The following is a 25520-nucleotide window of genomic DNA, read 5'->3' as shown; positions in this document are numbered from 1 at the left end:
CGATCAGGCTTGGTCGGCCAGCTCGGCGGTGAGCGCCGCCCACTTGTGAAGCAGTTCAGCGCCCGCGCCGCTGTCGATCGCGGCAGCGGCTGCAGTCATCCCGGCAGAGATCGCACTCTCGAGATCGTCGCCGACACCGTTGAATGCCGCGATGGCTGCTCCCGCGTTCAGCAGGACCGCGTCCCGGACCGGCCCCTTCTGCCCGGAAAGCAGCGTTCTGGCGACGGTGGCGTTGATTTCGGCGTCGCCTCCACGCAACTCTTCGAGAGGAACGCGTTCGATTCCGAGGTCACGCGGATCCAGCGTGACAGTTCGCACACTTCCACCCCCGACGATGTGAACTGTCGACGTCGTCGATGTGGTCAGTTCGTCCAGTCCGTCGTCTCCCCGTACCACCAACGCCGAATTGCCGCGCTGCGCAAGGACTCCCGCGACGACCGAGATCAGTTTCGGAAATGCGCACCCGATCAGCCCGGCACGCGGACGAGCCGGATTGGTCAGTGGACCGAGCACGTTGAATGCCGTCGGAATGCCGATTTCCTTGCGAGGCACCGCCGCAAAGCGCAGTGCGGGATGGAAGACCGGCGCGAAACAAAAGCCGATGCCGACCTCTTCGACGCACCTCGCAACCTGCTCCGGCCCGAGGTTGATGCGAACGCCGAGCGCCTCGAGCACGTCGGCGCCACCGCTCTTGGACGAAGCAGCGCGGTTGCCGTGCTTGACAACTCGCACACCGGACGCGGCAACCACGATCGAGGCCATCGTCGAGATGTTCACCGTGTTGGAGCGGTCACCACCCGTGCCGACGATGTCGACGACGTCGGAATCGACCGGCACGCGCCTGGAGTGTTCGAGCATCGCGGCGGCGAGCCCTTCCAACTCCGCGGGGGTTTCGCCCTTCATCTTCAGACCGACCCCGAAAGCAGCGATCTGAGCGGAGGTGGCGTTGTCCGACATGATCTCGCCCATCGCCCAGCGACTGTCGGCTTCCGACAAGTCACTGCCGTCCGTGAGCAAACCGAGAATCAACGGCCAGGACCGCACCACTGCACTCGAATCGACGTTCACGGCGTTGGATGCGTCGGTGCCGGCCATAGTGCCTTGGTCCCCTGTCGTTCAAGTGGGCTGGATTTCGAGCTGTCGTTTCGCGCTGCCATTTTGTGCTGCCGATGACCCTCGCAGCCTAGTCAGTGAGGTAAGGAGGAAACCGAATAGGGCCGCTCAGGACTTTCTGCGACCGCGTTTGGGCGGCGCCTCCGCAAGTATCGGGGGCTGGAGCGCGTCCCACCCGGCGACCGAACCACCGAGTCGCTGCGCCAGACCGGCCATTCGTGACCGCTCCTGGGAGCAATGCAGGGCGTCAAGCACCTGGACACGCTCGAAGACGACGCGAACCGAATTCTCGACCACCGGAGTCACGTCCTCGGGCCGACTCGAGCCTCGCACATATCCGTCCTGGGCGACGATGCTCTCGGCATCGGCTACCGAGCCCTCCGGGAGGTCGAGATGATGCCGCAGAACCACTTCGGACTCCGCCCTGAACTCCGGCTCGGTGGAGGCGGCACGTTCGAGAGCCGTCGAGCTCGCCTCGGCGTCGTCGAAGCCTTCGGCAACGACGACCAGATCCGACCGCCCTGCATCGAGCGGTGTCGGAATCTTCGTGCCGAAAATTCTCAGGAACCACGGTCTACTCTTGTGTGTAGCTGCCATCGCGCCAGCATATTCCGACCACGCCACCAGCGCGTTCGCCGCCCGATCCCGCGAACTCGAGCCGAGCGACGCGCCGATGGTGGACCCGAGTGGTCGTCTCTTACGACGAAGCGTCATACTTCTGTCTGTGACGAGCGCAGTAGGGACTTCAGGATCGGCAATCACCCAACGCGTGCACTCGCTGAACCGGCCGAATATGGTCAGCGTTGGCACCATCGTGTGGTTGTCAAGTGAGCTCATGTTCTTCGCAGGGCTCTTTGCCATGTACTTCGTGGCACGAGCTCAGGCGAACGGAAATTGGCCGCCGGAGCCAACCGAATTGAACCTTTATCTGGCCGTGCCGGTGACCTTGGTGCTTATCGCATCTTCGTTCACCTGCCAGATGGGTGTCTTCGCGGCTGAGCGTGGCGACGTCTTCGGACTTCGTCGCTGGTACACCATCACCTTGGTCATGGGGGCGTTCTTCGTCGCCGGCCAGGGTTACGAGTACTACCACCTCGTGCACGAGGGCACCACGATTTCGAGCAGCGTGTACGGCTCGGTGTTCTACATGACCACCGGCTTCCACGGTCTGCACGTCATCGGCGGTCTCATCGCCTTCGTCTTCTTGATCGCACGTACCCGGGTCAGCAAGTTCACGCCCGCCCAGGCCACCGCCGCGATCGTTGTTTCGTACTACTGGCACTTTGTCGACATCGTGTGGATCGCGCTGTTTGCCACGATTTATTTCATCCGTTAATCAGCTGTACGCCCCAGGCAGCCCCTGACGTCCAGTTCCGTCCCGACATACCAAAGGGATACAGATGAGTTCATCCCCCCCTCCCGCATCCGATAACTCAGCGAATGCCGCGAAGTCGCGTCGCCAGCGGAAAATCCGCCGGCGCGTCACTGGCGCGCTCGTATTGATGATGGGATTGATCAGCGCAGGTTTCCTCGCTTCGGCGTTGACACCAGCTCCGCAGGTTGCGACCGCCAGTGACGATTCAGCAGCCCTGATTCGTGAAGGCAAGCAGCTGTACGACACGTCATGCATCACGTGCCACGGCGCGAACTTGCAGGGCGTGCAGGACCGCGGTCCCAGCCTCATCGGCGTCGGCGAAGCAGCCGTGTACTTCCAGGTCTCCTCTGGTCGTATGCCGGCAGCTCGCAACGAGGCCCAGGCTGCACGCAAGGACCCCAAGTTCGATGCTGCGCAGACCGACGCCCTCGGCGCTTTCATCCAGGCCAACGGCGGCGGCCCGACGCTCATCCGCGACGAGAACGGCGAAATCGCCCAGTCCTCGCTGCGCGGTGGCGACGTCGGACGCGGCAGTGAGCTCTTCCGGCTCAACTGCGCGTCGTGCCACAACTTCACCGGCCGCGGTGGCGCACTGTCCTCGGGCAAGTACGCCCCGGTCCTGGATCCGGCCAGCGAGCAGCAGATCTACGCTGCCATGGTTACCGGTCCCCAGAACATGCCGAAGTTCTCGGATCGTCAGCTGACGATCGAGGAGAAGAAGGACATCATCGCCTACGTCAAGTCGTCGGGCGAGTCGAAGGACCCCGGTGGGTACGGGCTCGGTGGCCTCGGTCCGGCCTCTGAGGGTCTCGCCATGTGGGCCGTCGGAATCATCGCTGTCGTCGGTGCAGCATTGTGGATCGGAGCAAGGTCATGAGCGACGCTGGCCAGCATGGCGGCGATACGCCTAAGAAGTACACAGATGAAGAGCTCGACGCGATGTCACGCGACGACCTGGTCAAGCTGGGTACCAATCTCGATGGCGTCGATGTCGTCTACCGCCGTGATCGTTGGTCGGTAAAGGGCACCAGGGCGGAAAAGCGCGCCGAGCGCAACGTCGCCTTCTGGTTCGGCCTCGCCGGCGTTTCGGCGATCGCGTTCATCGCGATCTACCTGTTCTGGCCCTGGGAGTACGCAGGCGCCGGTGACGAGAACTACGGCAAGTACAGCCTGTACACCCCGCTGATCGGCTTGACCATGGGTCTGGCGATCCTCGGCGTCGGCATCGGTGCCGTTCAGTTCACGAAGAAGTTCATCCCCGAAGAGGTCTCGATCCAGGACCGCCACGACGGTGGTTCCACCGAGGTCGATCGTCGCACGATCGTCGCCGAGCTCGGCGATACCCTCGAGACGTCCACCCTCCCCCGCCGCAAGGCCATCAAGCGCAGCTTGATGTTCGGCGGCGGCGCACTCGGCGTCATGATGGTCATGCCCCTCGGCGGACTCATCAAGAACCCGTGGGCCAAGGGCGACGACTCACCTCTGTGGGTGTCCGGCTGGACCCCGAACTACCCGGGCGAGACCATCTACCTGCGTCGTGACACCGGCCGTCCCGAGGACATCGTCCTCGTTCGCCCGGAAGATCTCGATGCCGGTTCGATGGAAACGGTCTTCCCGTTCCGCGAGTCCGACCGTGGCGACGAGCACGCTCTGCTCGCAGCACTGCGCGGCATTCGTAACTCGGTGATGCTCATCCGCCTCCGCACGGAAGACACCGCGCGTGTCACCAAGCGTAAGGGCCAGGAAAGCTTCAACTACGGCGATTACTTCGCCTACTCGAAGATCTGCACCCACCTGGGTTGCCCCACCTCGCTCTACGAACAGCAGAGCAACCGTATTCTGTGCCCCTGCCACCAGTCGCAGTTCGACGCACTGACCTACGGCAAGCCGATCTTCGGTCCCGCTGCTCGCGCACTTCCGCAGTTGCCTATTACAGTGAACGAAGAGGGCTTCCTGGTCGCCGACGGTGACTTCATCGAAGCACTCGGCCCGGCATTTTGGGAGCGTCGACCGTGACCACAACAACAACCAAACCGTCCAAGATCAGCGCGGCAGCGGCTGGACAAGCGGAGGCTATGGACTCCCGCTACCACCTCGCCGCAGGCATGCGCCGGCAGATCAACAAGGTCTTCCCGACGCACTGGTCCTTCATGCTCGGCGAGATCGCGCTCTACAGCTTCGTGATCCTGCTGATCTCCGGTGTGTTCCTGACGCTGTTCTTCGATCCGTCGATGGCACACGTCGTCTACCAGGGCGCATACCAGCCGCTTCGCGGTGTCACGATGTCTCGCGCCTACGAGACGACCCTGAACATCTCCTTCGAGGTGCGCGGCGGTCTCTTCGTTCGCCAGATTCACCACTGGGCTGCACTGATGTTCGCGGCGTCGATCATCGTTCACCTCGCTCGCATCTTCTTCACCGGCGCCTTCCGTCGCCCACGTGAAGCGAACTGGGTCATCGGCTGCCTGCTGCTCATCCTGGCGATGTTCGAAGGCTTCTTCGGTTACACCATCCCCGACGACCTGCTCTCGGGCACCGGCCTCCGCGCCGCCTTCGGTGGTATCACGATGAGTATCCCGATCGTCGGTACCTGGATGCACTGGCTGATCTTCGACGGCGACTTCCCCGGCGACCTCATCATCCCGCGTCTCTACGTCGCTCACGTGCTGCTGTTCCCGGGCATCATCCTGGCTCTGATCGCCGGCCACCTCGCGTTGGTCTGGTACCAGAAGCACACGCAGTTCCCCGGCCCCGGCCGTACGGAACAGAACGTCGTCGGCGTGCGCATCCTCCCGGTCTTCGCGATGAAGGGTGGCGCGTTCTTCGCCATGACCTTCGGCGTGCTCGCACTGCTCGGTGGTCTGTTCCAGATCAACCCCGTGTGGAACATCGGTCCGTACAACCCGTCACAGGTCTCGGCAGGTTCCCAGCCCGATATCTACATGATGTGGACGGACGGCCTTGCTCGACTGTGGCCGGCGTGGGAGATCTACCTGTTCAACCGGTACACGATCCCTGCAGTGTTCGCCGTCGCCCTGATCATGGGCCTCGTCTTCGCACTGTTGATCGCGTACCCGTGGATCGAGAAGCGTCTCACCGGAGACGACGCTCACCACAACATCCTGCAGCGCCCGCGCGACGTGCCGGTCCGTACCGCTATCGGTGCGATGTCCATCGCGTTCTACCTGGTGCTCACGATCTCCTGCATCAACGACATCATCGCGTACCACCTGCACATCTCGCTGAACGCAATGACGTGGATCGGCCGTATCGGCATGGTCATCCTTCCGCCCATCGCGTACTTCGTGACGTACCGGTTCTGCATCGGCCTGCAGCGCAGTGACCGTGCAGTCCTCGAACACGGCATCGAGACCGGCATCATCAAGCGGATGCCGAACGGCCAGTACATCGAGATCCACCAGCCGCTCGGCCCCGTCGACGAGCACGGACACCCGATCCCGCTCGAGTACCAGGGTGCTGCTGTCCCGAAGAAGATGAACAAGCTCGGCCTCGCCGGCAAGCCCGGTAGCGGTAGCCTGATCACCGCTGACCCAGTCGAGGAGAGCGAGGCTCTCGAAGCCGCTCATCACGAAGCTGAGCACGAGCAGCTTCAGATCCTTCTGGACTACCAGAACCGAACCAACGGCAAGTCCGATGGTTCCAGTGGAGAACTCCACTAAGAACGTCAGTTGACCAGTGAGGCCCCGAACCGGATTCCGGTTCGGGGCCTCACTCGTTCTCTGAGCGATTCAGTATGGACAACCTCCAAGTGGGCACCACTCCCCCGGTTCGTTGTCCGAGCGCCGACAACAGCGGGCACTACGCCTTACTAGTCCTCGAACAGAGTTGAATAGTGCTCCACCGTCGGGAACGGCTCGTAGAAGTGATGGAGAAGTTCTCGCCACTTCTCGTATCCCGTGGACTGACGGAAGCCGATGGTGTGTGACTCCACGTCTTCCCACTCGACCAGCAGGAGATATCGCTCCGGTGATTCCAGGCAGTGCGAGAGCCGCAGCCTGATGAATCCGGGAACCTCGGAGATGATGGTTCGGGCCACGTCGAATGCGGCCTCGAAACGCGCTGACTGCGACGGATCGACCTGCAGGACGGCATGTTCGAGAATCATCTACGGAGTGTTGCACGTTCTCGGGAGTCCCCTCGAGGCGTTGTCGCTCGGTGAGATACTCGGACCATGACATCCCATGCACGCGGCACCTTCGAGATCGATCTTCGCCCCGCCGATCCTGAGCTCTCCGGACGCGTCGGACGCTTCGAGTTCGACAAGACGTTCATCGGCGGCGTCGAAGGCACGTCGTCCGGCCTGATGCTGTCCGCGGGCGATCCGACAGCCGGTGCAGCGGGCTATGTCGCTTTGGAGTTTGTCACGGGGCAGGTCGACGAAGCTGTGGGATCGTTCGCCCTGCAGCAGTTCGGTCAGATGATCGACGGAACGCAGAAGCTTCTGTACGAGATCGTGCCGGGGTCCGGAACCGGCGAGTTGAAGGGCATCGCAGGCACTCTCGAGCTGGAGGTCGTCGACGGTCTGCACCGCTACGACCTCGAATACTCGCTCCACGATTGACAGAGAGCGGTTGTTGACAGGCACCCTCCTACCACCGAAACGTACATAAACGACAACAGAGGCGCCGTACCCGGGTGGGTGCGGCGCCTCTGTTCGAGTGCGGGTGAAACTAGTGCTTCTCGGGTCCGGTGTAGTACTCGAACACCAGGCCTGCGGCTGCGGCGAGCACACAGACAACTGCGACTGCGATGAGCCACGGCTGGAAGTACGCCAGCGACACTGCCGCGAGTGCAGCAGCAGCGGCAAGCAGGATCGGCCAGAAGCTACCCGGGCTGAAGAAGCCCAGTTCTCCTGCACCATCCGAGATTTCAGCGTCGTCGTAGTCCTCGGGACGGGTGTCCAGACGACGGGCGACGAAGCGGAAGTAGGTACCCACGATGAGCGTCAGACCTGCAGACAGGACGATGGCCGTCAGTCCGGCCCACTCGATACCTGTGCGTGACAGAGCGGTGAACACTCCGTAGATGATCGCGACGAGAATGAAGAACATCGTCAGGATCTCGAAGAGCTTGGCTTCGATCTTCATATCAGCACTTGTCCTTGTTCAGTGAAGAGGCTGGCCGGCTCAGTTGCCTGCAGTGGCGACGGTTGCCTGACGGTACTCGCGGTCGGTGTTGAACGGCGTGGTCGACGTAGCCACCGGCGACTGACCGATTGCCTGCAGAGCCTCGGCGGTCGTCAGACCACCCTTGCCCTCCGCGTCACCCTTGCGCAGTTCGATGTACTTGGCGAAGTCCTCGGGCGAAACCGCACGAACCTCGAAGTTCATCATCGCGTGGAACGTGCCACACATTTCTGCACAACGCCCGACGAACGCGCCTTCCTTCTCGATCTCACTGATCTGGAAGATGTTGTCCGAGTGGTTCTCCTTGGGGTTCGGGAGAACGTCGCGCTTGAACAGGAACTCAGGCACCCAGAAAGCGTGAATGACGTCCGAGGAAGCAAGTTCGAACTGGATCCGCTTGCCGGTGGGCAGAACGAGGATCGGGATCTCCTGGCTGGAGCCGACGGTCTCGATCTTGTCGTAGTGCAGGTAGCTCAGGTCCTCGGTGCTGTTGCCGTGGATCGGGCCGGGAACTTCTTCCCCGTGTTCGTTCACGGTCGAGCCCTCGGTCTTGGCAGCCTCTTCGGCCTCGACGTCGATTCCGTTGTACTTGGCGGAACCGTCACCGAACTCGATGGAGCGGTAGCCGAACTTCCAGTTCCACTGGAAGGCCGTGACGTCTACAACGACGTCAGGGTTGTCCGTCTTGTCCAGAACATGGTTCTGAACGATGACGGTGAAGTAGAAGAGAACCGCGATGATGACGAAGGGAACTGCCGTGTAACCGAGTTCGAGCGGCACGTTGTATGCCGTCTGACGCGGGAATTCCGGCGAGTCCTTCTTCTTACGGTGGAAGATGACGGCCCAGAAGACCAACCCCCACACCAGCACACCCATGACGAGGGCGGCTACAACCGACCACGTCCACAGCTCACGCATGCGCGTCGCCTCCGGGGTGATGCCCGAAGGCCACCCGAAACGAAGCACTTCGTTGTCGATGGAGCAACCCGACAGCAGCAAGGCAGCAATGCCCAGAGATACTGCCAGCCCCGCTCGCCGAAGGATCCGACCTTGCGCCACGTTCACGCCTTCCTGATCGCCACAAAATTCAACTAGGGCATGCCCGGAGGGAAGGCCCAATTACTACGCAGCGTAGACCAAAGCCGGGCGCTATCCATCCTCGGGTCCTCGCCCGTGTCGCGGCGGACGTCACACAGCTCTCTCAGGTGCTGCTCAGGAACGGCTCAGGTCGTTTCGGCGACGCACATCACGTCGATTCGTTCCGCCGCGATCGGCAGGGACGTCGATCTGCGGCATACTTTCGTCAAGAGTTCGTTGACCTCTCCCCGACACTCGTGTCCGGGAGCCTTCTGTACAAAAATTCTGAATCGAGGAACCGGACGCTGTGTGTGGACTGCTCGGGCTACTGACATCTGGCGGAACCAGCGAGGACGCCGTCTCGCGGGTCGACCAGGCGATGCATTGCCTTCGTCACCGCGGGCCGGACGAACACGGGACGTGGAACGACGATCACCTCGTCTTCGGGTTCAACCGCCTGGCGATCATTGACATCGCTCATTCCCACCAGCCGCTGCGTTGGGGCCCACCGGAGAACCCGGAGCGTTATGCGCTCACGTTCAACGGCGAGATCTACAACTACTTGGAGATCCGCGCCGAACTGGTCAAGGACCACGACGCCAAGTTCTTCACCGAGGGCGACTCCGAGGCCATCGTCGCTGCATTCCACTACTGGGGTGAGGACGCGGTCCGGCGCCTGCGCGGAATGTTCGCGTTCGCGATCTGGGACACCGACACACGCGAGCTGTTCATCGCGCGCGATCCATTCGGGATCAAGCCGCTGTTCATCGCGACCGGCGCCGGCGGCACCGCGTTCGGCAGCGAGAAGAAGAGCCTGCTCGAACTCACCGATCTGATCGGCATCGGTACCGAGCTGGATCCGCGTGCCATCGAGCACTACACCGTTCTGCAGTACGTACCGGAGCCGGAAACACTGCACAAGCAGATCCGACGCCTGGAGTCGGGCAGCTTCGCTCGGGTGCGTCCGGGCGAGGAGCCCACGTTCACGCGGTATTTCACGCCGAAGTTCCCGGCCAAGCCTTTTGCACCTGGCACCGAGAAGGCGCGCTACCAGGAAATCGCCGAGGCACTCGAGGATTCGGTCGCCAAGCACATGCGCGCCGACGTCACCGTCGGTTCGTTCTTGTCCGGTGGTATCGACTCCACGGCGATCGCGGCGCTGGCGATGCGCCACAACCCCAACCTGATCACCTTCACGACCGGTTTCGAACGTGAGGGCTATTCCGAGGTCGACGTCGCTGCAGAATCTGCCGCAGCGATCGGCGCGAAGCACGTCGTCAAGGTGGTCTCCCCCGCCGAGTTCGCCGCTGCCATTCCCGAGATCGTCTGGTACCTCGACGACCCGGTAGCCGATCCGGCATTGATTCCGCTGTGGTTCATCGCGAAGGAAGCGCGCAAGCACGTCAAGGTCGTGCTGTCCGGCGAGGGTGCCGACGAGCTGTTCGGCGGCTACACGATCTACCGTGAGCCGTTGTCGCTCAAGCCTTTCGAGTACCTCCCCAAGGGACTGCGTCGGGCTGCCGGCAAGTTGTCCGAACGCATCCCGGACGGCACTCGCGGCAAGAGTCTGCTCAACCGCGGTTCCTTGACGCTCGAGGAGCGCTACTACGGAAATGCTCGTAGCTTCAACGACGCTCAGCTCCGCGCCGTCCTGCGCGATTTCCGCCCCGAGTGGACTCACCAGGACGTCACTGCGCCGATCTACGCGCAGTCACGGGACTGGGATCCGGTTGCGCGGATGCAGCATCTCGACCTGTTCACCTGGCTGCGCGGCGACATCCTCGTCAAGGCAGACAAGATGACGATGGCCAACTCGCTGGAACTGCGTGTGCCGTTCCTCGATCCCGAGGTCTTCGACGTCGCGTCACGCGTACCGCTCGATCAGAAGATCACGAAGGACACGACCAAGTACGCACTGCGCCAGGCCCTGGAAGGCATTGTGCCGCACCATGTTCTGCACCGCGCGAAGCTCGGATTCCCGGTTCCCCTGCGCCACTGGCTGCGCGGCACCGAACTCTTCGACTGGGCACATCTGCAGATCGAGGAGTCGGGAACCGACCACATCTTCGACAAGCAGGCCGTCGTGAAGATGCTCAACGATCACCGCGAGGGCGTGTCCGACCACAGCCGACGCCTCTGGACCGTCCTGACCTTCATGGTCTGGCACGGAATCTTCGTGGAGAAGCGCATCGTGCCGCAGATCCAGGAGCCGGTGTACCCGGTCAATATCTAGGCCTTCGGCCCCGTGAGCGGTTAGGGAGTCTCCGAACTCCTCAACCACTCACGGGGCGGAGCCCTACTTCGGCAGGATCGTCGCGATCTCGTCCGCTGCCGCGCTGCCGTATGCGTCGGTAAGGCGCTTGAGTGCCTCGTCGCGATTGAACACCCACTCCTGCGTTCCCACGGTCTCGAGAATCAACACAGCGACCAAAGATCCCAACTGTGCAGCACGCTCGAAGCTCAGACCGGCGCCGTGTGCGAGCAGGAACCCGGCGCGGAAGCCGTCGCCAACGCCCGTCGGATCCACCTTGCCGGTCTCGGGCACTACGTCGACGCGCACCCAATTACCTTCGGCGTCAACAATTTCCACACCCTTGGAGCCGAGGGTGGTGACACGGATGCCGACCTGCGCGCGGATCTCTTCCTCGCTCAGACCAGTCTTCTGCTGAAGCAGACCCCACTCGTACTCGTTGGTGAACAAGTACTTCGCGCCGTGAATGAGCGCCTTGGCCTCGTCACCGGACAGGCGGGCAAGCTGCTGCGACGGATCCGCTGCGAACGGAATCCCGAGCAGACGGCATTCGTCGGTATGGCGAACCATGGCCTCGGGGTCGTTGGCGCCGATCAGCACCAACTCGACTGCGCCTGCAGTCTTGGCCACTGCCGCGAGTTCGATCTCGCGAGCCTCGCTCATCGCACCGGGGTAGAACGACGCGATCTGCGCCATGTCCTCGTCGGTGGTGCACACGAAACGCGCCGTATGTGCCTTGTCCGAGATACGGACCGCGCTGCAGTCGACGCCGTTGTCCTCGAGCCACGTGCGGTACTCGGCGAAGTCGGCACCGACTGCGCCGACGAGTAGCGGGGACCCACCGAGCACGCCCATGGCGTAAGCGATGTTGCCGCCGACACCACCGCGGCGAATCACGAGATCGTCGACCAGGAAACTCAGCGAAACGTGGGCGAGCTGATCGGCGAGGAGCTGATCGGCGAAGCGGCCGGGGAAGCGCATCAAGTGGTCGGTGGCGATGGAACCGGTTACCGCAATAGTCACGGATCGTGGCCTTTCAGCGAAGTGAGTACAAGAATGAAAGAGGAGCAAAAGTTCACGTTACCGCCCGTAGCGCCGTCATCGGCGCCCGAGCTGTCGGATCGGAACGGTCTACGTACGAGTCACCACAAACAACTGACGCGAAACCGAATGTCGGTTCCGCGTCAGTTGTTCGTGAATTGAGTTGTGATCGACAGACTCAGTTGAACGAGTCACCGCAGGCGCAGGAGCCTGTTGCATTGGGGTTGTCGATCGAGAAGCCCTGCTGCTCGATGGTGTCGAGGAAGTCGATGGACGCACCTTCGACGTACGGCGCGCTCATCCGGTCGACAACCAGGTTGACGCCGTTGAAGTCGACAGTGAGGTCACCGTCGAGCGTGCGGTCGTCGAAGAACAGCTGGTACTTCAGTCCGGCACAGCCGCCGGGCTGCACTGCAATACGCAGCGCGAGGTCGTCGCGACCCTCCTGATCGAAGAGTGCCTTCGCCTTGGCGGACGCGGCCTCGGTCATCTTGACGCCGTGGGTGGCGGTCTCGTTCTGCACAGTCATGGGCTCTCCCTAATGTTCGTACCAACCCGTGAACGCTTCAACGGTACGCCGCTGCCGACTTATTCCCGCCAGTCCTTTACCGGGTGCGATTCGTCTTCATCCTATCCGGTCTTCCCGACACGGCAACGGCGCGTCGGCGCTTGTGGATCCTCAGCTCCGGACGCCGCGCCAGAAGTTCCACTCGCGCGCCGTGTGTTCGGCGAGTCCCTCGAGACACGCCGACGCTTCCTCCATCGCACGTTCCACCGACCCGGCGAAATCCGTCACCGACTTCGCCGCGACTATCGAGGTCGACGCATAGTCCGCCTCGTCGAGCGTCACCTGGCCGGCAAAGACGAGCGTCGGAACGCCGTGCGCTGCCCCCGCCGAAGCGAGCGTTGTGACGAGTTTGCCGCGCAGAGATTGGTGGTCGAACTTGCCTTCGCCTGTGATCACCAGGTCAGCGGAAGCCAGTAGCGCGGCCTGTCCGGTGCGATCCGCGACGACGTCGGCCCCGGATCGCCGCTGTGCACCGAGCGCAAAGAGCGCGGCACCGATACCACCCGCGGCGCCGGCACCCGGAAAATCCGACACTCGTTTTCCGGTGGCGGACTCCAACTGTTCGGCCCATCTCGCGTTCCGCGCTTCGAGGACAGCGACGGCTTCGGCGTCGGCGCCCTTTTGCGGGCCGAACACCGCTGCCGCACCGTGCTCGCCGAGAAGTACGTGTTCTACGTCGGTGGCGGCGACCAACTGAGTGCCTGCCGTAGCCGCCGCTGCAACCTCCAGGCCGCCCAGCGCCTCCACCAGTCCACGTCCCCCGTCGGTGCAGCAACTCCCACCGAGTCCGACGACAACCGTCTTCACGCCTGCCTCGAGCGCGACAGCGATCAGCTCTCCCACACCGAGACTGTGCGCGGCGAGTGCAGTGTCCCGCGTCGGCGGACCTCCGAGCAGGCCGAGCCCGACGGCCTCGGCGGACTCGATGTACGCCGTGTCCGAATCGAACAGCCACGTGGCGTCGACGGCGGCGGCCAAAGGCCCGGACACCCGTGCAGTCCGGATGTCGCCCCCGGCCGTGGCCAAGACGTCGACGAATCCCGGACCACCGTCGGATTGTGGCGCGGTGACGACGTCGTCGCCGGGTCGACCGCGCCGCCAGCCGGCAGAAATGGATTCGGCCGCCGCGACGGCAGTCAGGGTTTCGCCGAATGAATCCGGAGCAACTATTACCCGCATAGCCGAAGTCTAAGAGTCGCGAATGACCCCGATGTTTCACGATCTCGCGCGTTTCAGTGCCTCGGGCGATCGGGTTTTTCAGAAAGACCGAGGTCGGTTTCCCAGACCGTGCACTTATCCAATAGCCTGGAGGTGTGAAATTGCTACGCCGCGGTGACTCAGACAACTCCGACAAACGTGACGTCGAGGGCACTGAGGCATCCTCGGCCTCCGAAGAGGCGCCCATCGAGCAGGTGGGCAAGGGCCGCCCCACACCCAAGCGTCGTGACGCCGAGGCGAAGAGGCGTGGCCCCGTTGCCCCTGCCCCGCTGACCGCGAAGGAGGCCCGCGCCCGCCGCAAGGCGACCCGCGGCTCCAAGGAGGACCGCAAGGCCGAAGCCGCCGAGCGTCGCGCATCGTCGGCAGACCGCCGCGCCCGCATGCTCGCCGGCGAGGACAAGTACCTGCTCCCCCGCGACAAGGGACCGGTTCGCGCCTACGTCCGTGATTTCATCGACGCTCGCCGCAACCTCGTCGGGCTGTTCATGCCGCTCGCATTGATCCTCATCATGACGATGTTCGTCACGCCCGCGCTCCAGCAGATCGTCACGCTGGCAATGCTCGTGATGATGCTCTTCATGGTCGGTGAAGGCATCTGGCTCGGTCGCATGATCAACAACCGCGTCGCCGAGCGCTTCCCCGACAGCACCGACGGCGGATTCAAGCTCGGCTGGTACGCGTTCGTTCGCGCGTCGCAGATCCGTAAGCTGCGCGCACCGAAGCCTCGTGTGGGGCCGGGCGACGCAATCTGAGCGTGACGAACACGTATAGAACTTTAGTCCTCGGCGGCGCACGGTCTGGTAAGTCCGCGCACGCCGAGGATTTGGTTTGTGGAGGCCACCTACCCGAAAGTTCGGCACCGATCCGGTATCTGGCGACGGCAAGGCGCGATGTCTCCGACGCAGACTGGGAGAGCCGGATCGACCAACACCGCAACAGGCGGCCTTCCCATTGGTCGACGGTCGAAACCGCAGATGCCGGCGATCTCGCGGCGCAGCTCGAAAGCGATTCACACACAGCGACGTTGGTCGACGATCTGGGAACGTGGCTGACCACGGAACTCGATCGGCAAGGCGCCTGGGACGCTCCGCGCGGCACCGTCACTCCCGCTGCGGACAGCCTGGTCGCCAGTGTCGAGAACTATCGCGGACACCTGGTGCTGGTCAGCCCCGAAGTGGGTTTGGCCGTCATCCCCGAGACGCGGTCCGGACGATTGTTCCGCGACGAGATCGGCACTCTCAACGCTCGTATCGCGGCGGTGTGCGATCGTGTCGTACTAGTGGTTGCAGGGTTACCGCTCATCTTGAAAGATACTGCTGCACAACCGGAAGGCACGATGTGAGTACCGAGGCCAATCCAGGGGCCATTTCAGGGGCGAATCCAGATGCCAACCCTGACGTCGCGCCAGTCAGTAGCGCCGACTTCGAACCCGTCACCCCGCCCGACCGCGAGGTGCGAGCGCAGGCCGATGCGCGTCAGCGTGATCTGACCAAGCCGGCCGGTTCGCTGGGCCGACTGGAGGCTCTCGCCGGCTGGGCATCAGCCTGCCAAGGAGTTTGTCCCCCACACGCTTTCGCTCGGCCTCGCGTCGTCGTGTTCGCGGGTGATCACGGAATCGCCCGCAACGGGGTCTCCGCCTATCCGCCGGAAGTGACCGCACAGATGGTCGCCAACTTCCTCGGGGGCGGCGCGGCAGTCAACGTCCTCGCCGAGGTTGCCGGCGCCACGGTACGCGTCGTCGACATCGCAGTGGACGGCGATACCGATCCGTCCGTCTCGAACCACAAGGTACGCAGGTCTTCCGGGTCCATCGACCGCGAAGACGCCATGTCGAACGAGGAAACCCTTCAGGCCATCGCCGCCGGCCGAGCGATCGCGGACGAGGAAATCGACGGGGGCGCAGATCTTCTCATCGCCGGCGACATGGGCATCGGCAATACGACGCCCGCAACCGTACTCATCGCCGCACTCACGGACAGTGAACCCGTCGCGGTCGTGGGTCGAGGTACCGGTATCGACGACGCCGGATGGATCCGCAAGACCGCAGCGATTCGCGACGCTCTCCGGCGTGCCCGTCCGCACGTTCGCGACACAGTCGCGCTGCTGCGCACGTCTTCGGGTGCCGACCTCGCCGCGATGGCCGGCTTTCTGGCCCAGGCAGCTTCGCGTCGTACGCCGGTGATCCTCGACGGCGTTGTGGTCACCGCAGCCGCCATGGTTGCTGACGAACTGGCTTTCGGCGCACGTGAATGGTGGGTCGCCGGACACCGCTCCACCGAACCCGCCCACACCATCGCATTGACCCGAATGGGTCTCGACCCGATCGTCGAGTTCGACATGCGTCTCGGTGAAGGTTCAGGTGCAGTCACAGCTCTCCCGATTCTTCAGGGCGCAGTGGCGATCCTGAGCAAGATGGCGACATTCTCCGAAGCCGGTGTCAGCACTCAGGGCAGCGCACCTGCCGACGAACCGGAGTCGATCGACCTGACCAAGACCGATACGGCGGAGTGAGCGTGGCGGGCCCGCTGTCCGGAGTGCCGCTGGCCTTCTCGTGGCTGACGGTCCTTCCGGTTCGTGGTCCCTCCGACATCGATCGAACTGCCGGCCGTCGCGCCATCGCGGCAGCTCCGCTCACCGGGATCGCTCTCGGCATTGCCGCGACGTTTCTGCTCTGGGGCACAACCAGTATCGGCCTGAATCCCTATCTCGCAGGCTTGCTGACGGTAGGTGCGCTCGCTCTCGGGACACGCGGGATGCACGTGGACGGACTGGCAGACTCCGTCGACGGACTGGGTTGTTACGGTCCACCGGAGCGCGCCCGCGAGGTCATGCACAGCGGCGGTGCCGGACCGTTCGGGGTCGCGGCACTGTTCATCTTCCTTGGGCTGCAATCGGTCTCCTTCGGCGTCCTCGCTGTTGCCGACTCCCCCACGCAGTGGGTCGCCGTTCTCGTATCTGTCGCTGCGGGTCGTGTGGCCGTCGTTTTTGCCTGCCGCCGAGGTATTCTCGCGTCTGGCCCGAGCGGATTCGGTGCGCTCGTCGCCGATTCACAACCGTTGTGGGCCGCAATCGTGTGGTCGGTTCCGCTGATCGCCGCTTCCGGCTTTGCCACCGACCGGTGGTGGCTCGGCCCTCTCGTGACCGCGTCGGCGCTGGTGATCAGTGTGCTGTGCGTGCGTCACTGCGTCCGTAGATTCGGCGGACTCAACGGAGACGTTCTCGGATTCGCACTCGAACTCACTGTGACGCTTACGGCCGTCGGCCTCACTCTCGGACTGTGATCCGACGTCGTGCGAGTAGGTGTCCTTGCGTACGAAGGTTGCCTCGCGGCCGAGATCTTCGTTTTCACCGACCTTCTCCTGATCGCCAATCGCGTCGCTGATGGAGCGCCCGCCGACCCCTTCGAGGTATCGGTCATCGCAGCGTCCGGCACGCCCGTCGTTGCGGCAGGTGGATTTTCGCTCGGCGTGCAGGAGGGGCATCACGACATCGATCACCTGGTTGTGCCGGGGTTCGAACTCGTGCCGTCCGAAGACCCTGCGACGCGTTTGTCGCTGTGGGACAGAGAAATCGAGTTCATCCGTGCGTGCGAGGCGCGCGGCGTTCGGGTGTCGTCGGTCTGCGTCGGCGCGTATCTGCTGGGCGAGGCGGGACTGCTCGACGGACGCCGATGTACGACGTCGTGGCTGTACGGTGCGGACCTCGCGAGTCGTTACCCCGGTGCGACGGTTCGAACCGACTCGTTGATCGTCCAGGACGACGGCGTCACCACCACTGCTGCGTTCACCGCCGCGCTCGACCTCGCAACAGCACTCGTGCGCGAGCATCTCGGCGACAAGATTGCGCGTACGACCGCAAGAATTACGCTGGCGCCCGAAAACCGAACCAGTCAAGCTCCGTACATCCTGGACTCGATGCTGCCCGCCAAACACACACAGTTTGCCGACGACGTCGGAAGGTGGCTGGTCGAACGGATGGCGGAACCTTACGACTTGGATCTGCTGTCGAGTGCTTTTCACCTCAGCACCCGAACCATGCTTCGGAAGTTCAAGGACGAGACCGGGGAATCGCCGCGCAGTTATCTGCAGCGTGCACGGATCCGAAAAGCGAAACGGTTGTTGGAATCGACCGACTGGCCTCTCGGAAAGATTCTGGGGCACATCGGCTATCAGGATCCTGGAACCTTCCGTCGCCTGTTCACCGACCGCGTCGGCATCAGCCCGGCCGACTACCGAAAGCGATTCCGCAACGGCGGCGCCGGATAGGTGCGAGGCGAGCCCGCCCGAAAACATGGCGAACCGCCCTCTTCTGTAGTCGATCCCGCGCCGAAAGACTGTGCAGAGGAATTGTTTCGACTACTGAGAGGGCTCACCGTGCCGAACCGGAGCATGACCGAAGACGATCCGCTCGAAGACTTCGACCGTCGAACGATCACCATCGACGCAGTGGCGAAGTCCGTGTACGTGGCCGGCACCGGTCCCGCAGTAATCGTCATGCCGGAGATGCCGGGCATCAGCCCGCATGTAGCGCGATTCGCCCGCTGGGTGCGCGACGCCGGTTTCACTGTCTTCGTTCCGTCACTGTTCGGCCGCGACGGAGCGGTCCCCACAGTGAACGAGGGGCTGACGGTGTTCAAGAGAGCCTGCGTCAGTGCAGAATTCCGCACCCTCGCTGCCGACGAACCGAGTCCGGCGGTCCGTTGGCTGCGTTCACTCGCCGCTTCCGCCCATGAGGAGAGCGGCGGACCTGGCGTCGGCGTGATCGGAATGTGCTTCACCGGTAACTTCGCGTTGTCGATGATGCTCGAACCCTCGGTCATCGCGCCGGTTCTCGCCCAACCGTCGTTACCGCTCGATCGACCGGACGAAACCGACAACGGGCCCGAAGAACTCGAAGCCGTGCGCTCGAGACTCGAGGCCGAAGACCTCACGGTGCTTGCATACCGCTTTCGAGGTGACTCGTTCTGCCGCGCACAACGATTCGCCGCCTATTCGAAGGCCTTGGGCGAGCGCTTCGTCGGGAAGGTACTACCCGACGAAGCGGCCAACGCGACAACGTCGCCGTTCTTCGAACACGTCATTGCCAATCCACACAGCGTGGTGACGGCTCATCTCGTCGACGAGGCGGGATCGCCCACCACCGTCGCACGAGACGAGATTCTGCAGTTCTTCCGGGAGCGATTGCTCGCGGAACGAACCAGCGATCAGTGAAGTTTCGTCATCCAGCCGTGGGTGTCGGCGAAGGTTCCGCGCTGGATACCCGTGAGGGTGTCGCGCAGTGCCATCGTCACCTCACCCGGCTCGCCGTCGGCGATGGTGAACTCGCCCTCGGCGGACTTGACGCGTCCGACGGGGGTGATGACTGCTGCTGTGCCGCAAGCGAAGACCTCGGTGATTTCACCACTCTTGCACTTGGTGCGCCATTCGTCGGTGCTGATCTTGCGCTCCTCGACGGCGAAACCGGAATCGGCGGCAAGGGCGAGCAACGAGTTGCGCGTGATGCCTGGCAACAACGAACCGGACAGCGACGGCGTCACGAGGCGAGCGTCGGGGCCCGAGCCGAAGACGAAGAACAGGTTCATTCCACCCATTTCCTCGACGTACGTGCGCTCGATGGCGTCGAGCCAGACCACCTGGTCGCAACCCTCGTCGGCGGCTTGCGCCTGGGCGAGGAGTGAAGCGGCGTAGTTGCCGGCGAACTTGGCCGCGCCGGTACCACCGGGGGCCGCGCGAACGTATTCGGTGGACAGCCACACACTGACCGGCTTGACGCCGCGCGGGAAGTACGCACCGGCAGGCGAGGCGATCAGCAGGTAGCGGTACTCGTCGGCGGGACGGACACCGAGTCCGGCTTCGGTGGAGAACATGAACGGACGGAGGTAGAGCGCGTCCTCGCCACCGGCTGCGGGAACCCAGTCGAGATCGACGTCGATCAGTTCGGTGATGGAATCGATGAACATCTGCGACGGGAGCTCCGGCATGGCCAGACGGCGCGCAGATGCCGCGAAACGCTCGGCGTTGGCCTCGACGCGGAACGAGCTGATCTCGCCACCCGGCTGACGGTATGCCTTGAGGCCCTCGAAGATGGCCTGTCCGTAGTGCAAAACCATTGCGGCCGGATCGAGCTCGATGTTTCCGTACGGCAACACCTGGGCGTCGTGCCAGCCCTTGCCCGCGGTGTAGTCGATCGAGACCATGTGGTCGGTGAAGTGCCGCCCGAAGCCGGGCGCCGCCAAAATGTCACGGCGCTCGGCGTCGGACTTCGGGGACGAGCTCTGAACACGAACGAAATCGGCGGCACCTGTCATGGGCGCAATCCTATCGAACGTGAAAAAGCTCTCTACTTGGTGTTGGTCTCCACGAACGGAGGAGACACCACGACGCACCGAAGAGCACGACCACGGACGTCGACTTCGATCTCGTCGCCGGCCGAGACATTGGCACCGGAATCGAGGAGCGCCAACGCAATTCCCACTTTGAGCGAGGGCGAAAACGTCCCCGAGGTGGTCTCGCCGATTGCCTCGCCGTCACGCAGAACACCGAGGCCGGCACGAAGCACGCCGCGATCGAGAGCCTTGATCCCCCAGAGTTTGCGAGCCGGGCCGGCAGCCTTCTCGTCGGTCAAGGTCTCTTTGCCCCAGAATGTCGGCTTCTTCCAACCGATCGCCCATCCGCAGCGCGCTTCGAGCGGAGAAATCTCGAGCGAAAGCTCATGCCCGTGCAGCGGATACCCCATCTCGGTACGAAGAGTGTCACGGGCGCCGAGTCCGGCGGCCTGCCCACCCTCGGCGCGCACTGCCTCGAGAAGCGCGCGGAACAACGGCTCGCTGTCGTCCCACCGCGGCAGGAGTTCGTAGCCGACCTCACCGGTGTAACCGCTGCGGCACACACGAACAGGCACGCCGTTCCATTCCGCATCTTCGTACGCCATGTACTCGATCTCGGTGGGAAGTCCCAGAGCGGTCAGAACCGCCACCGATTTCGGACCCTGCACAGCCAGCACACCGTAGGCACGATGCTGATCCTCGACGGTGATTCCGTCCGGTGCCACAGCGACCAGAGCCGCAACGACGTCAGCGGTATTGGCTGCGTTCGGGACGAGGAAGATCTCGTCGTCGCTGACGTAGTACGCAATGAGGTCGTCGATGACACCACCGGACTCGTTGCAGCACAACGTGTACTGAGCCTTACCCGGCCCGATCTTGTTCAGGTCGTTGGTCAGTGCGGAGTTCACGAATTCCGCGGCGCCCGCGCCACGCACGACGGCCTTGCCGAGGTGACTGACGTCGAAGAGTCCGACATTCTCACGCACAGAGGTGTGTTCGGCCACGACGCCGGCGTACGAAACCGGCATCTGCCACCCCCCGAACGGCGCGAACGTCGCGCCGAGTTCGACGTGGACGGGGTGGATCGGGCCCTGCAACAGTTGTTCGTCGGTCATGGCCCACAACCTATCGGACTTCGCCGATCGAAACATGTCCGCAGCGAGAGCTCACCCGGCCGTGACGATCGCCCGTCCGCAAACTGCAAAGGGCCTAACATCGACTCAGGCATCCGCCAGAACCGGACGCATCGCACACTCACCTCACAGGAGACACCTTGAGCACTCGCACAGCCCGATCGTTGGGACCCGACCTCGTTCTCGCCGGCACAGTCGCCAAGCGCGCAGAGATACTGGTCGTCGGTCTGACGTCGGGTCCGGACGGCCCCGAAATCGCACTCAGCGAAGGCATCGTCGCCGAAGACGTACTCGCCGAGATCCTCGACAGCCTCATCGCCGTCGGCGCCACCGGCAAGCCCGAGCAGCTCACTCGTGTCCCGGCACCGAGCGAACTGTCGGTCACCAGCGTTCTCGCCGTCGGACTCGGCTCCGCCGACAAGCTCGGCAGCGAGCAGATCCGTAAGTCCGCCGGCGCCGCAGCTCGCTCGTTGTCCGGCATCGACACCGTCGCAACCACGCTCTCGATCCTCGACCTCGGTGCAGCCGCCGAGGGATTTGCGTTGGGCGCGTACAGCTTCACCGAATTCAAGTCGTCCATGACGGCTCCCGGTCCCGATTCGCAGCCACTGGCCCGCGTCGAACTTCTGGTGCCGTCGCCGCGCACGAAGGAGACCAAAGCGACGCTGGCACGGTCGGCTGCCATCGCCGAGGCCGTCGCCACCGCACGCGAGTTCGTCAACACTCCCCCGAGCCACCTCTACCCCGCCGAGTTCGCCGCGCGCGCGAAGGCACTGGGCGTCGAGGCCGGGCTCACCGTCCAGGTTCTCGACGAGAAGGCACTCGAGAAGGGTGGCTACGGCGGAATCATCGGCGTCGGCAAGGGCTCGTCACGCCAGCCGCGTCTCGTCCGCCTCGAATACGCGTCGAAGAAGCGTGGTGCCCGCAAGGTCGCACTGGTGGGTAAGGGCATCACCTTCGACACCGGCGGAATCTCCATCAAGCCCGCCGCCGGTATGGAGAACATGACCTCGGACATGGGCGGCGCCGCAGCCGTCATCTCCACCGTCGTGCTTGCCGCCAAGCTCGGCCTGCCCGTCAACGTCGTCGCATACGTACCGATGGCCGAGAACATGCCGTCCGCGACCGCCCAGCGTCCCGGCGACGTGCTGACCCAGTACGGCGGAATCACCATCGAGGTCGTCAACACCGACGCCGAGGGCCGTTTGATTCTTGCCGACGCGATGGTTCGCGCGGGTGAGGACAACCCCGACTACATGATCGACACCGCCACCCTCACCGGTGCGCAGATGGTCGCGCTCGGCAACCGCACCCCCGGAGTCATGGGCACCGACGAGTTCCGTGACCGCGTCGCCTCCATCTCGCAGAGCGTCGGCGAGAACGGCTGGGCCATGCCGCTGCCGGAGGAATTGCGCGGAGATCTCGACTCCAAGGTCGCCGACATGGCCAATGTCACCCCACACCGCTGGGGCGGCATGCTGGTCGCAGCTCACTACCTCAAGGAATTCGTTCCCGAGGGTGTCCAGTGGGCGCACATCGACGTCGCGGGGCCGGCCTACAACACGTCAGGGCCGTGGGGTTACACCGGCAAGGGCGGTACCGGCGTTCCCGTTCGCACGATGATCTCGGTCCTGGAGGACATCGCGGTCAACGGCTGACCCCTTGCTGTGCGCCTTTATTAACCCCCCGCGGTTAATAAAGGCGCACAGCAGTTCAGGCGCCGTCGCGCAATTCCTGCTCTCGGGCCCGCTTGCGTTCGATTCGCCTACGTTCGTCGTGATCGCGCATACGCTGCGGATATCCCGTCTTGCGGACGTCGTAGACCGGGATCTTCAAGTCCTGTCCCAATTTGCGGGCACCACGTTCGCCGCCGACACGACGACGAGTCCACTCCCCGTCCTTCGCAACCAGGACGACGGTCACCTCGGTCACCGTCGTCTGCGGTTCCACATAGGCCTCGACGCCTTCGTGCGAGTGCGCCCAATTCGCCAGATGATCCGCATCACTTTGCGCTGCGGCCTGAGCCGCACTCGGCGGACGCTTGAAACGATCGAACAGTCCCACGGTCGTACCCTCCTCGGTACCGACGCCGCGGATGCACCCCGGCGATATGTCAAGTTTGCCAGGCGATGTCCGTTGTGCCTGCGCACGACATACCGTTTGGTCCGCTTACGACGTTACAGCCGGACCCCCGACGCATACCTACTCGCCAGTAGCCGACACACCCGAAACGGACGGCATCCCCCTCATCGGACACGCCCGGCGTATCAATGGAAAGATGAACGACGGTGACGCCGCGCCCGCGCGTCGACATCGGCAAAATAGCTACAAGTAGCCGCACGTCGCGCGCCACTCGAGCACAATGCATTACGACCACAAGTCGACAAAATTCAACAACCCGAACACAACTGTCGAGGAGTCAAAAGACATGGCCTTCTCCGTCCAGATGCCAGCCCTAGGTGAGAGCGTCACCGAGGGAACTGTCACACGGTGGCTCAAGCAGGAAGGAGACACGGTCGAAGTCGACGAACCCTTGCTCGAAGTCTCCACGGACAAGGTCGACACCGAGATTCCGTCTCCCGTCGCCGGCGTCCTGACCAAGATCGTCGCGCAGGAAGACGACACCGTGGAAATCGGTGGCGAGCTCGCCCAGATCGGTGAAGCCGGCGAAGCCGCAGCACCCGCGGCAGAGGCACCCGCCCCCGCCGCCGAGGAAGCTCCCGCCGAGGAAGCGCCGGCTGCCGAAGCTCCCGCTGAAGAAGCTCCCGCTGCCGAGGCACCCGCCGCTTCGAGCGGTTCCGCTGAAGGTACCGCCGTGACGATGCCCGCCCTCGGCGAGTCCGTCACCGAAGGCACCGTCACCCGTTGGCTCAAGGCTGTCGGCGACGAGGTTGCCGTCGACGAGGCGCTGCTCGAAGTCTCGACCGACAAGGTCGACACAGAGATCCCGTCCCCCGTCGCCGGAATCCTGCTCGAGATCAATGCGCAGGAAGACGACACCGTCGAGATCGGTGGCCAGCTGGCCGTCGTCGGATCCGGCGCACCCGCCGCGGCTCCGGCACCCAAGGCCGCTCCCGCAGCACCGGCCGCACCCCCTGCCCCCAAGGCTGAAGCACCGAAGGCCGAAGCACCCAAGGCTGAAGCACCCAAGCCTGCTGCCGCACCGGCCGCACCCGCTCCGAAGCCTGCTGCGGCTCCCGCACCGGCGGCCGCACCCGCAGCTTCCGGCGACAGCAGCCCGTACGTCACCCCGCTCGTGCGCAAGCTCGCAACGGACAACGGCGTCGACCTCGCGACCGTCACCGGCACCGGCGTCGGCGGCCGCATCCGCAAGCAGGATGTGCTCGCCGCTGCGGAGGCCAAGAAGGCTCCCGCCGCCGCTGCTCCTGCTGCAGCACCCGCGGCCGCACCGGCCGCCACCGCAGCCGCAGGCGTCCGACCCGAACTGGCACACCTGCGTGGAACCACGCAGAAGGCCAACCGTATTCGGCAGATCACGGCCACCAAGACACGTGAGTCGCTGCAGAACACCGCTCAGCTCACGCAGACCTTCGAGGTGGACGTCACCAAGATCGTCGCCCTGCGGGCCCGTGCCAAGGCCGGCTTCATCGAGCGCGAAGGCGTCAACCTGACGTTCCTTCCGTTCTTCGCCAAGGCAGTCGTCGAGGCGCTGAAGTCGCACCCGAACATCAACGCCAGCTACGACGAGGCTGCCAAGCAGATCACCTACTACGACGCTGAGCACCTCGGCATCGCAGTGGACACCGATCAGGGCTTGCTCTCCCCCGTCATCCACAACGCCGGCGATCTCGGCCTGGCCGGCCTGGCCCGCGCCATCGCCGACATCGCCAAGCGTGCACGCTCGGGTGGCCTGAAGCCGGACGAGCTCTCGGGTGGCACCTTCACCATCACCAACATCGGCAGCCAGGGCGCGCTGTTCGACACCCCGATCCTGGTACCGCCGCAGGCGGCCATGCTCGGAACCGGCGCGATCGTCAAGCGCCCGATGGTGGTCACCGACGAGAACGGCAACGAGTCCATCGGCGTTCGCTCGATGATCTACTTGCCGCTGACCTACGATCACCGTCTGGTCGACGGCGCCGACGCCGGCCGATTCCTCACCACTGTGAAGCAGCGGTTGGAAGAAGCCTCGTTCGAAGCTGATCTGGGCCTGTAAGCAACTGCTCGGCCGGCCGGGGCGTCATCTCCATCAGGAGGTGGCGCCCCGGCTTTTTCAGTACGGTCGGAGATATACGTTCGGATATCGAAGCA

Annotated in this window: 25 protein-coding genes; 14 read left to right on the top strand and 11 right to left on the bottom strand. The window is 63.8% G+C overall.

Annotation, left to right across the window (positions count from 1 at the left end; genetic code table 11):
• Positions 1 to 3: 3 nt before the first annotated feature.
• Positions 4 to 1095: an anthranilate phosphoribosyltransferase gene (trpD, locus tag G4D79_RS17545; RefSeq protein WP_214514280.1), complete on the bottom strand. Its 1092-nt coding sequence runs from the start codon at positions 1093 to 1095 to the stop codon at positions 4 to 6.
• 126 nt (positions 1096 to 1221) lie between these two features.
• Positions 1222 to 1710 (bottom strand): hypothetical protein, encoded by a 489-nt coding sequence (locus tag G4D79_RS17540; protein WP_054826532.1) that lies wholly within the window; start codon positions 1708 to 1710, stop codon positions 1222 to 1224.
• Positions 1711 to 1837: 127 nt separating this feature from the next.
• On the opposite strand from G4D79_RS17540, the gene G4D79_RS17535 reads away from it, so the two are divergent.
• From G4D79_RS17535 to G4D79_RS17520, 4 genes are all read left to right on the top strand, one after another.
• Positions 1838 to 2449, top strand: coding sequence for a heme-copper oxidase subunit III (locus G4D79_RS17535; RefSeq protein WP_007730060.1), 612 nt, complete (start codon positions 1838 to 1840; stop codon positions 2447 to 2449).
• Positions 2450 to 2513: 64 nt separating this feature from the next.
• Positions 2514 to 3365, top strand: a complete 852-nt coding sequence (locus G4D79_RS17530; RefSeq protein WP_003941682.1) for a cytochrome c — start codon at positions 2514 to 2516, stop codon at positions 3363 to 3365.
• Positions 3362 to 4504 carry a ubiquinol-cytochrome c reductase iron-sulfur subunit gene (locus G4D79_RS17525; RefSeq protein ID WP_007730058.1) on the top strand — a complete coding sequence of 381 codons (1143 nt, stop codon included), beginning with the start codon at positions 3362 to 3364 and terminating at the stop codon, positions 4502 to 4504. Before G4D79_RS17530 ends, G4D79_RS17525 begins: the two co-directional genes overlap by 4 nt.
• A 59-nt stretch (positions 4505 to 4563) precedes the next feature.
• On the top strand, positions 4564 to 6168 hold the full coding sequence (locus tag G4D79_RS17520) for a cytochrome bc complex cytochrome b subunit (protein ID WP_007730057.1): 1605 nt from the start codon (positions 4564 to 4566) through the stop codon (positions 6166 to 6168).
• Positions 6169 to 6317: 149 nt separating this feature from the next.
• On the opposite strand, the gene G4D79_RS17515 is transcribed toward G4D79_RS17520, so the two are convergent.
• A complete protein-coding gene (locus G4D79_RS17515; RefSeq protein WP_075833449.1) occupies positions 6318 to 6614 on the bottom strand; it encodes an antibiotic biosynthesis monooxygenase in 297 nt (98 codons plus the stop codon).
• 66 nt (positions 6615 to 6680) lie between these two features.
• Here G4D79_RS17515 and G4D79_RS17510 point away from each other — a divergent pair, with 66 nt between their 5' ends.
• Complete coding sequence (locus tag G4D79_RS17510; RefSeq protein ID WP_030537047.1) at positions 6681 to 7070, top strand: DUF3224 domain-containing protein; 390 nt, start codon at positions 6681 to 6683, stop codon at positions 7068 to 7070.
• Positions 7071 to 7179: 109 nt separating this feature from the next.
• On the opposite strand, the gene G4D79_RS17505 is transcribed toward G4D79_RS17510, so the two are convergent.
• Entirely contained in the window at positions 7180 to 7596 is a 417-nt protein-coding gene (locus G4D79_RS17505) for a cytochrome c oxidase subunit 4 (RefSeq protein WP_003941723.1), read from the bottom strand.
• A gap of 39 nt (positions 7597 to 7635) precedes the next feature.
• Positions 7636 to 8700, bottom strand: a complete 1065-nt coding sequence (locus tag G4D79_RS17500; protein WP_030537048.1) for a cytochrome c oxidase subunit II — start codon at positions 8698 to 8700, stop codon at positions 7636 to 7638.
• A gap of 319 nt (positions 8701 to 9019) precedes the next feature.
• Here G4D79_RS17500 and asnB point away from each other — a divergent pair, with 319 nt between their 5' ends.
• Entirely contained in the window at positions 9020 to 10945 is a 1926-nt protein-coding gene (gene asnB / locus G4D79_RS17495; RefSeq protein ID WP_003941790.1) for an asparagine synthase (glutamine-hydrolyzing), read from the top strand.
• Positions 10946 to 11008: 63 nt separating this feature from the next.
• Here the strand turns inward: asnB and G4D79_RS17490 are convergent, their stop codons facing one another.
• The 3 genes from G4D79_RS17490 to G4D79_RS17480 all read right to left on the bottom strand — a co-directional run bounded on the left by G4D79_RS17490 (position 11009) and on the right by G4D79_RS17480 (position 13751).
• Complete coding sequence (locus tag G4D79_RS17490; protein ID WP_003941700.1) at positions 11009 to 11986, bottom strand: carbohydrate kinase family protein; 978 nt, start codon at positions 11984 to 11986, stop codon at positions 11009 to 11011.
• Between the two features lie 196 nt (positions 11987 to 12182).
• A complete protein-coding gene (locus tag G4D79_RS17485) occupies positions 12183 to 12533 on the bottom strand; it encodes an iron-sulfur cluster assembly accessory protein (protein ID WP_007730053.1) in 351 nt (116 codons plus the stop codon).
• A gap of 150 nt (positions 12534 to 12683) precedes the next feature.
• On the bottom strand, positions 12684 to 13751 hold the full coding sequence (locus G4D79_RS17480) for a glycerate kinase (RefSeq protein ID WP_214514279.1): 1068 nt from the start codon (positions 13749 to 13751) through the stop codon (positions 12684 to 12686).
• Between the two features lie 134 nt (positions 13752 to 13885).
• On the opposite strand from G4D79_RS17480, the gene G4D79_RS17475 reads away from it, so the two are divergent.
• From G4D79_RS17475 to G4D79_RS17450, 6 genes are all read left to right on the top strand, one after another.
• On the top strand, positions 13886 to 14542 hold the full coding sequence (locus G4D79_RS17475; RefSeq protein WP_007730051.1) for a DUF3043 domain-containing protein: 657 nt from the start codon (positions 13886 to 13888) through the stop codon (positions 14540 to 14542).
• Positions 14543 to 14544: 2 nt separating this feature from the next.
• Positions 14545 to 15132 (top strand): bifunctional adenosylcobinamide kinase/adenosylcobinamide-phosphate guanylyltransferase, encoded by a 588-nt coding sequence (gene cobU, locus G4D79_RS17470; protein ID WP_054828420.1) that lies wholly within the window; start codon positions 14545 to 14547, stop codon positions 15130 to 15132.
• 23 nt (positions 15133 to 15155) lie between these two features.
• The gene (gene cobT / locus G4D79_RS17465; protein ID WP_054187294.1) at positions 15156 to 16301 is read left to right on the top strand and encodes a nicotinate-nucleotide--dimethylbenzimidazole phosphoribosyltransferase; all 1146 of its coding nucleotides are present in this window, start codon (positions 15156 to 15158) and stop codon (positions 16299 to 16301) included.
• Between the two features lie 2 nt (positions 16302 to 16303).
• Positions 16304 to 17071: an adenosylcobinamide-GDP ribazoletransferase gene (locus tag G4D79_RS17460; RefSeq protein WP_308252592.1), complete on the top strand. Its 768-nt coding sequence runs from the start codon at positions 16304 to 16306 to the stop codon at positions 17069 to 17071.
• Between the two features lie 9 nt (positions 17072 to 17080).
• Positions 17081 to 18055, top strand: a complete 975-nt coding sequence (locus G4D79_RS17455) for a GlxA family transcriptional regulator (RefSeq protein ID WP_019748916.1) — start codon at positions 17081 to 17083, stop codon at positions 18053 to 18055.
• Between the two features lie 123 nt (positions 18056 to 18178).
• Entirely contained in the window at positions 18179 to 19000 is an 822-nt protein-coding gene (locus G4D79_RS17450) for a dienelactone hydrolase family protein (RefSeq protein WP_082661511.1), read from the top strand.
• On the opposite strand, the gene G4D79_RS17445 is transcribed toward G4D79_RS17450, so the two are convergent.
• Positions 18994 to 20097, bottom strand: a complete 1104-nt coding sequence (locus tag G4D79_RS17445; RefSeq protein ID WP_003941766.1) for a branched-chain amino acid aminotransferase — start codon at positions 20095 to 20097, stop codon at positions 18994 to 18996. The two genes, G4D79_RS17450 and G4D79_RS17445, sit on opposite strands and share 7 nt — an antisense overlap.
• A 32-nt stretch (positions 20098 to 20129) precedes the next feature.
• Positions 20130 to 21230, bottom strand: coding sequence for a glycine cleavage system aminomethyltransferase GcvT (gcvT, locus tag G4D79_RS17440; protein WP_042921858.1), 1101 nt, complete (start codon positions 21228 to 21230; stop codon positions 20130 to 20132).
• A gap of 158 nt (positions 21231 to 21388) precedes the next feature.
• On the opposite strand from gcvT, the gene G4D79_RS17435 reads away from it, so the two are divergent.
• Positions 21389 to 22906 (top strand): leucyl aminopeptidase, encoded by a 1518-nt coding sequence (locus tag G4D79_RS17435; protein ID WP_007730044.1) that lies wholly within the window; start codon positions 21389 to 21391, stop codon positions 22904 to 22906.
• A 55-nt stretch (positions 22907 to 22961) separates the two neighbouring features.
• Here the strand turns inward: G4D79_RS17435 and G4D79_RS17430 are convergent, their stop codons facing one another.
• On the bottom strand, positions 22962 to 23312 hold the full coding sequence (locus tag G4D79_RS17430; protein WP_065456602.1) for an oxidoreductase: 351 nt from the start codon (positions 23310 to 23312) through the stop codon (positions 22962 to 22964).
• Positions 23313 to 23676: 364 nt separating this feature from the next.
• Here G4D79_RS17430 and sucB point away from each other — a divergent pair, with 364 nt between their 5' ends.
• The gene (gene sucB, locus G4D79_RS17425) at positions 23677 to 25425 is read left to right on the top strand and encodes a 2-oxoglutarate dehydrogenase, E2 component, dihydrolipoamide succinyltransferase (RefSeq protein WP_058039509.1); all 1749 of its coding nucleotides are present in this window, start codon (positions 23677 to 23679) and stop codon (positions 25423 to 25425) included.
• Positions 25426 to 25520: the final 95 nt, after the last annotated feature.

It is taken from the genome of Rhodococcus sp. WY5, assembly GCF_018588185.1.
Taxonomy (GTDB): domain Bacteria; phylum Actinomycetota; class Actinomycetes; order Mycobacteriales; family Mycobacteriaceae; genus Rhodococcus_F; species Rhodococcus_F qingshengii.
This window is presented reverse-complemented; position numbering and strand designations above follow the sequence as displayed.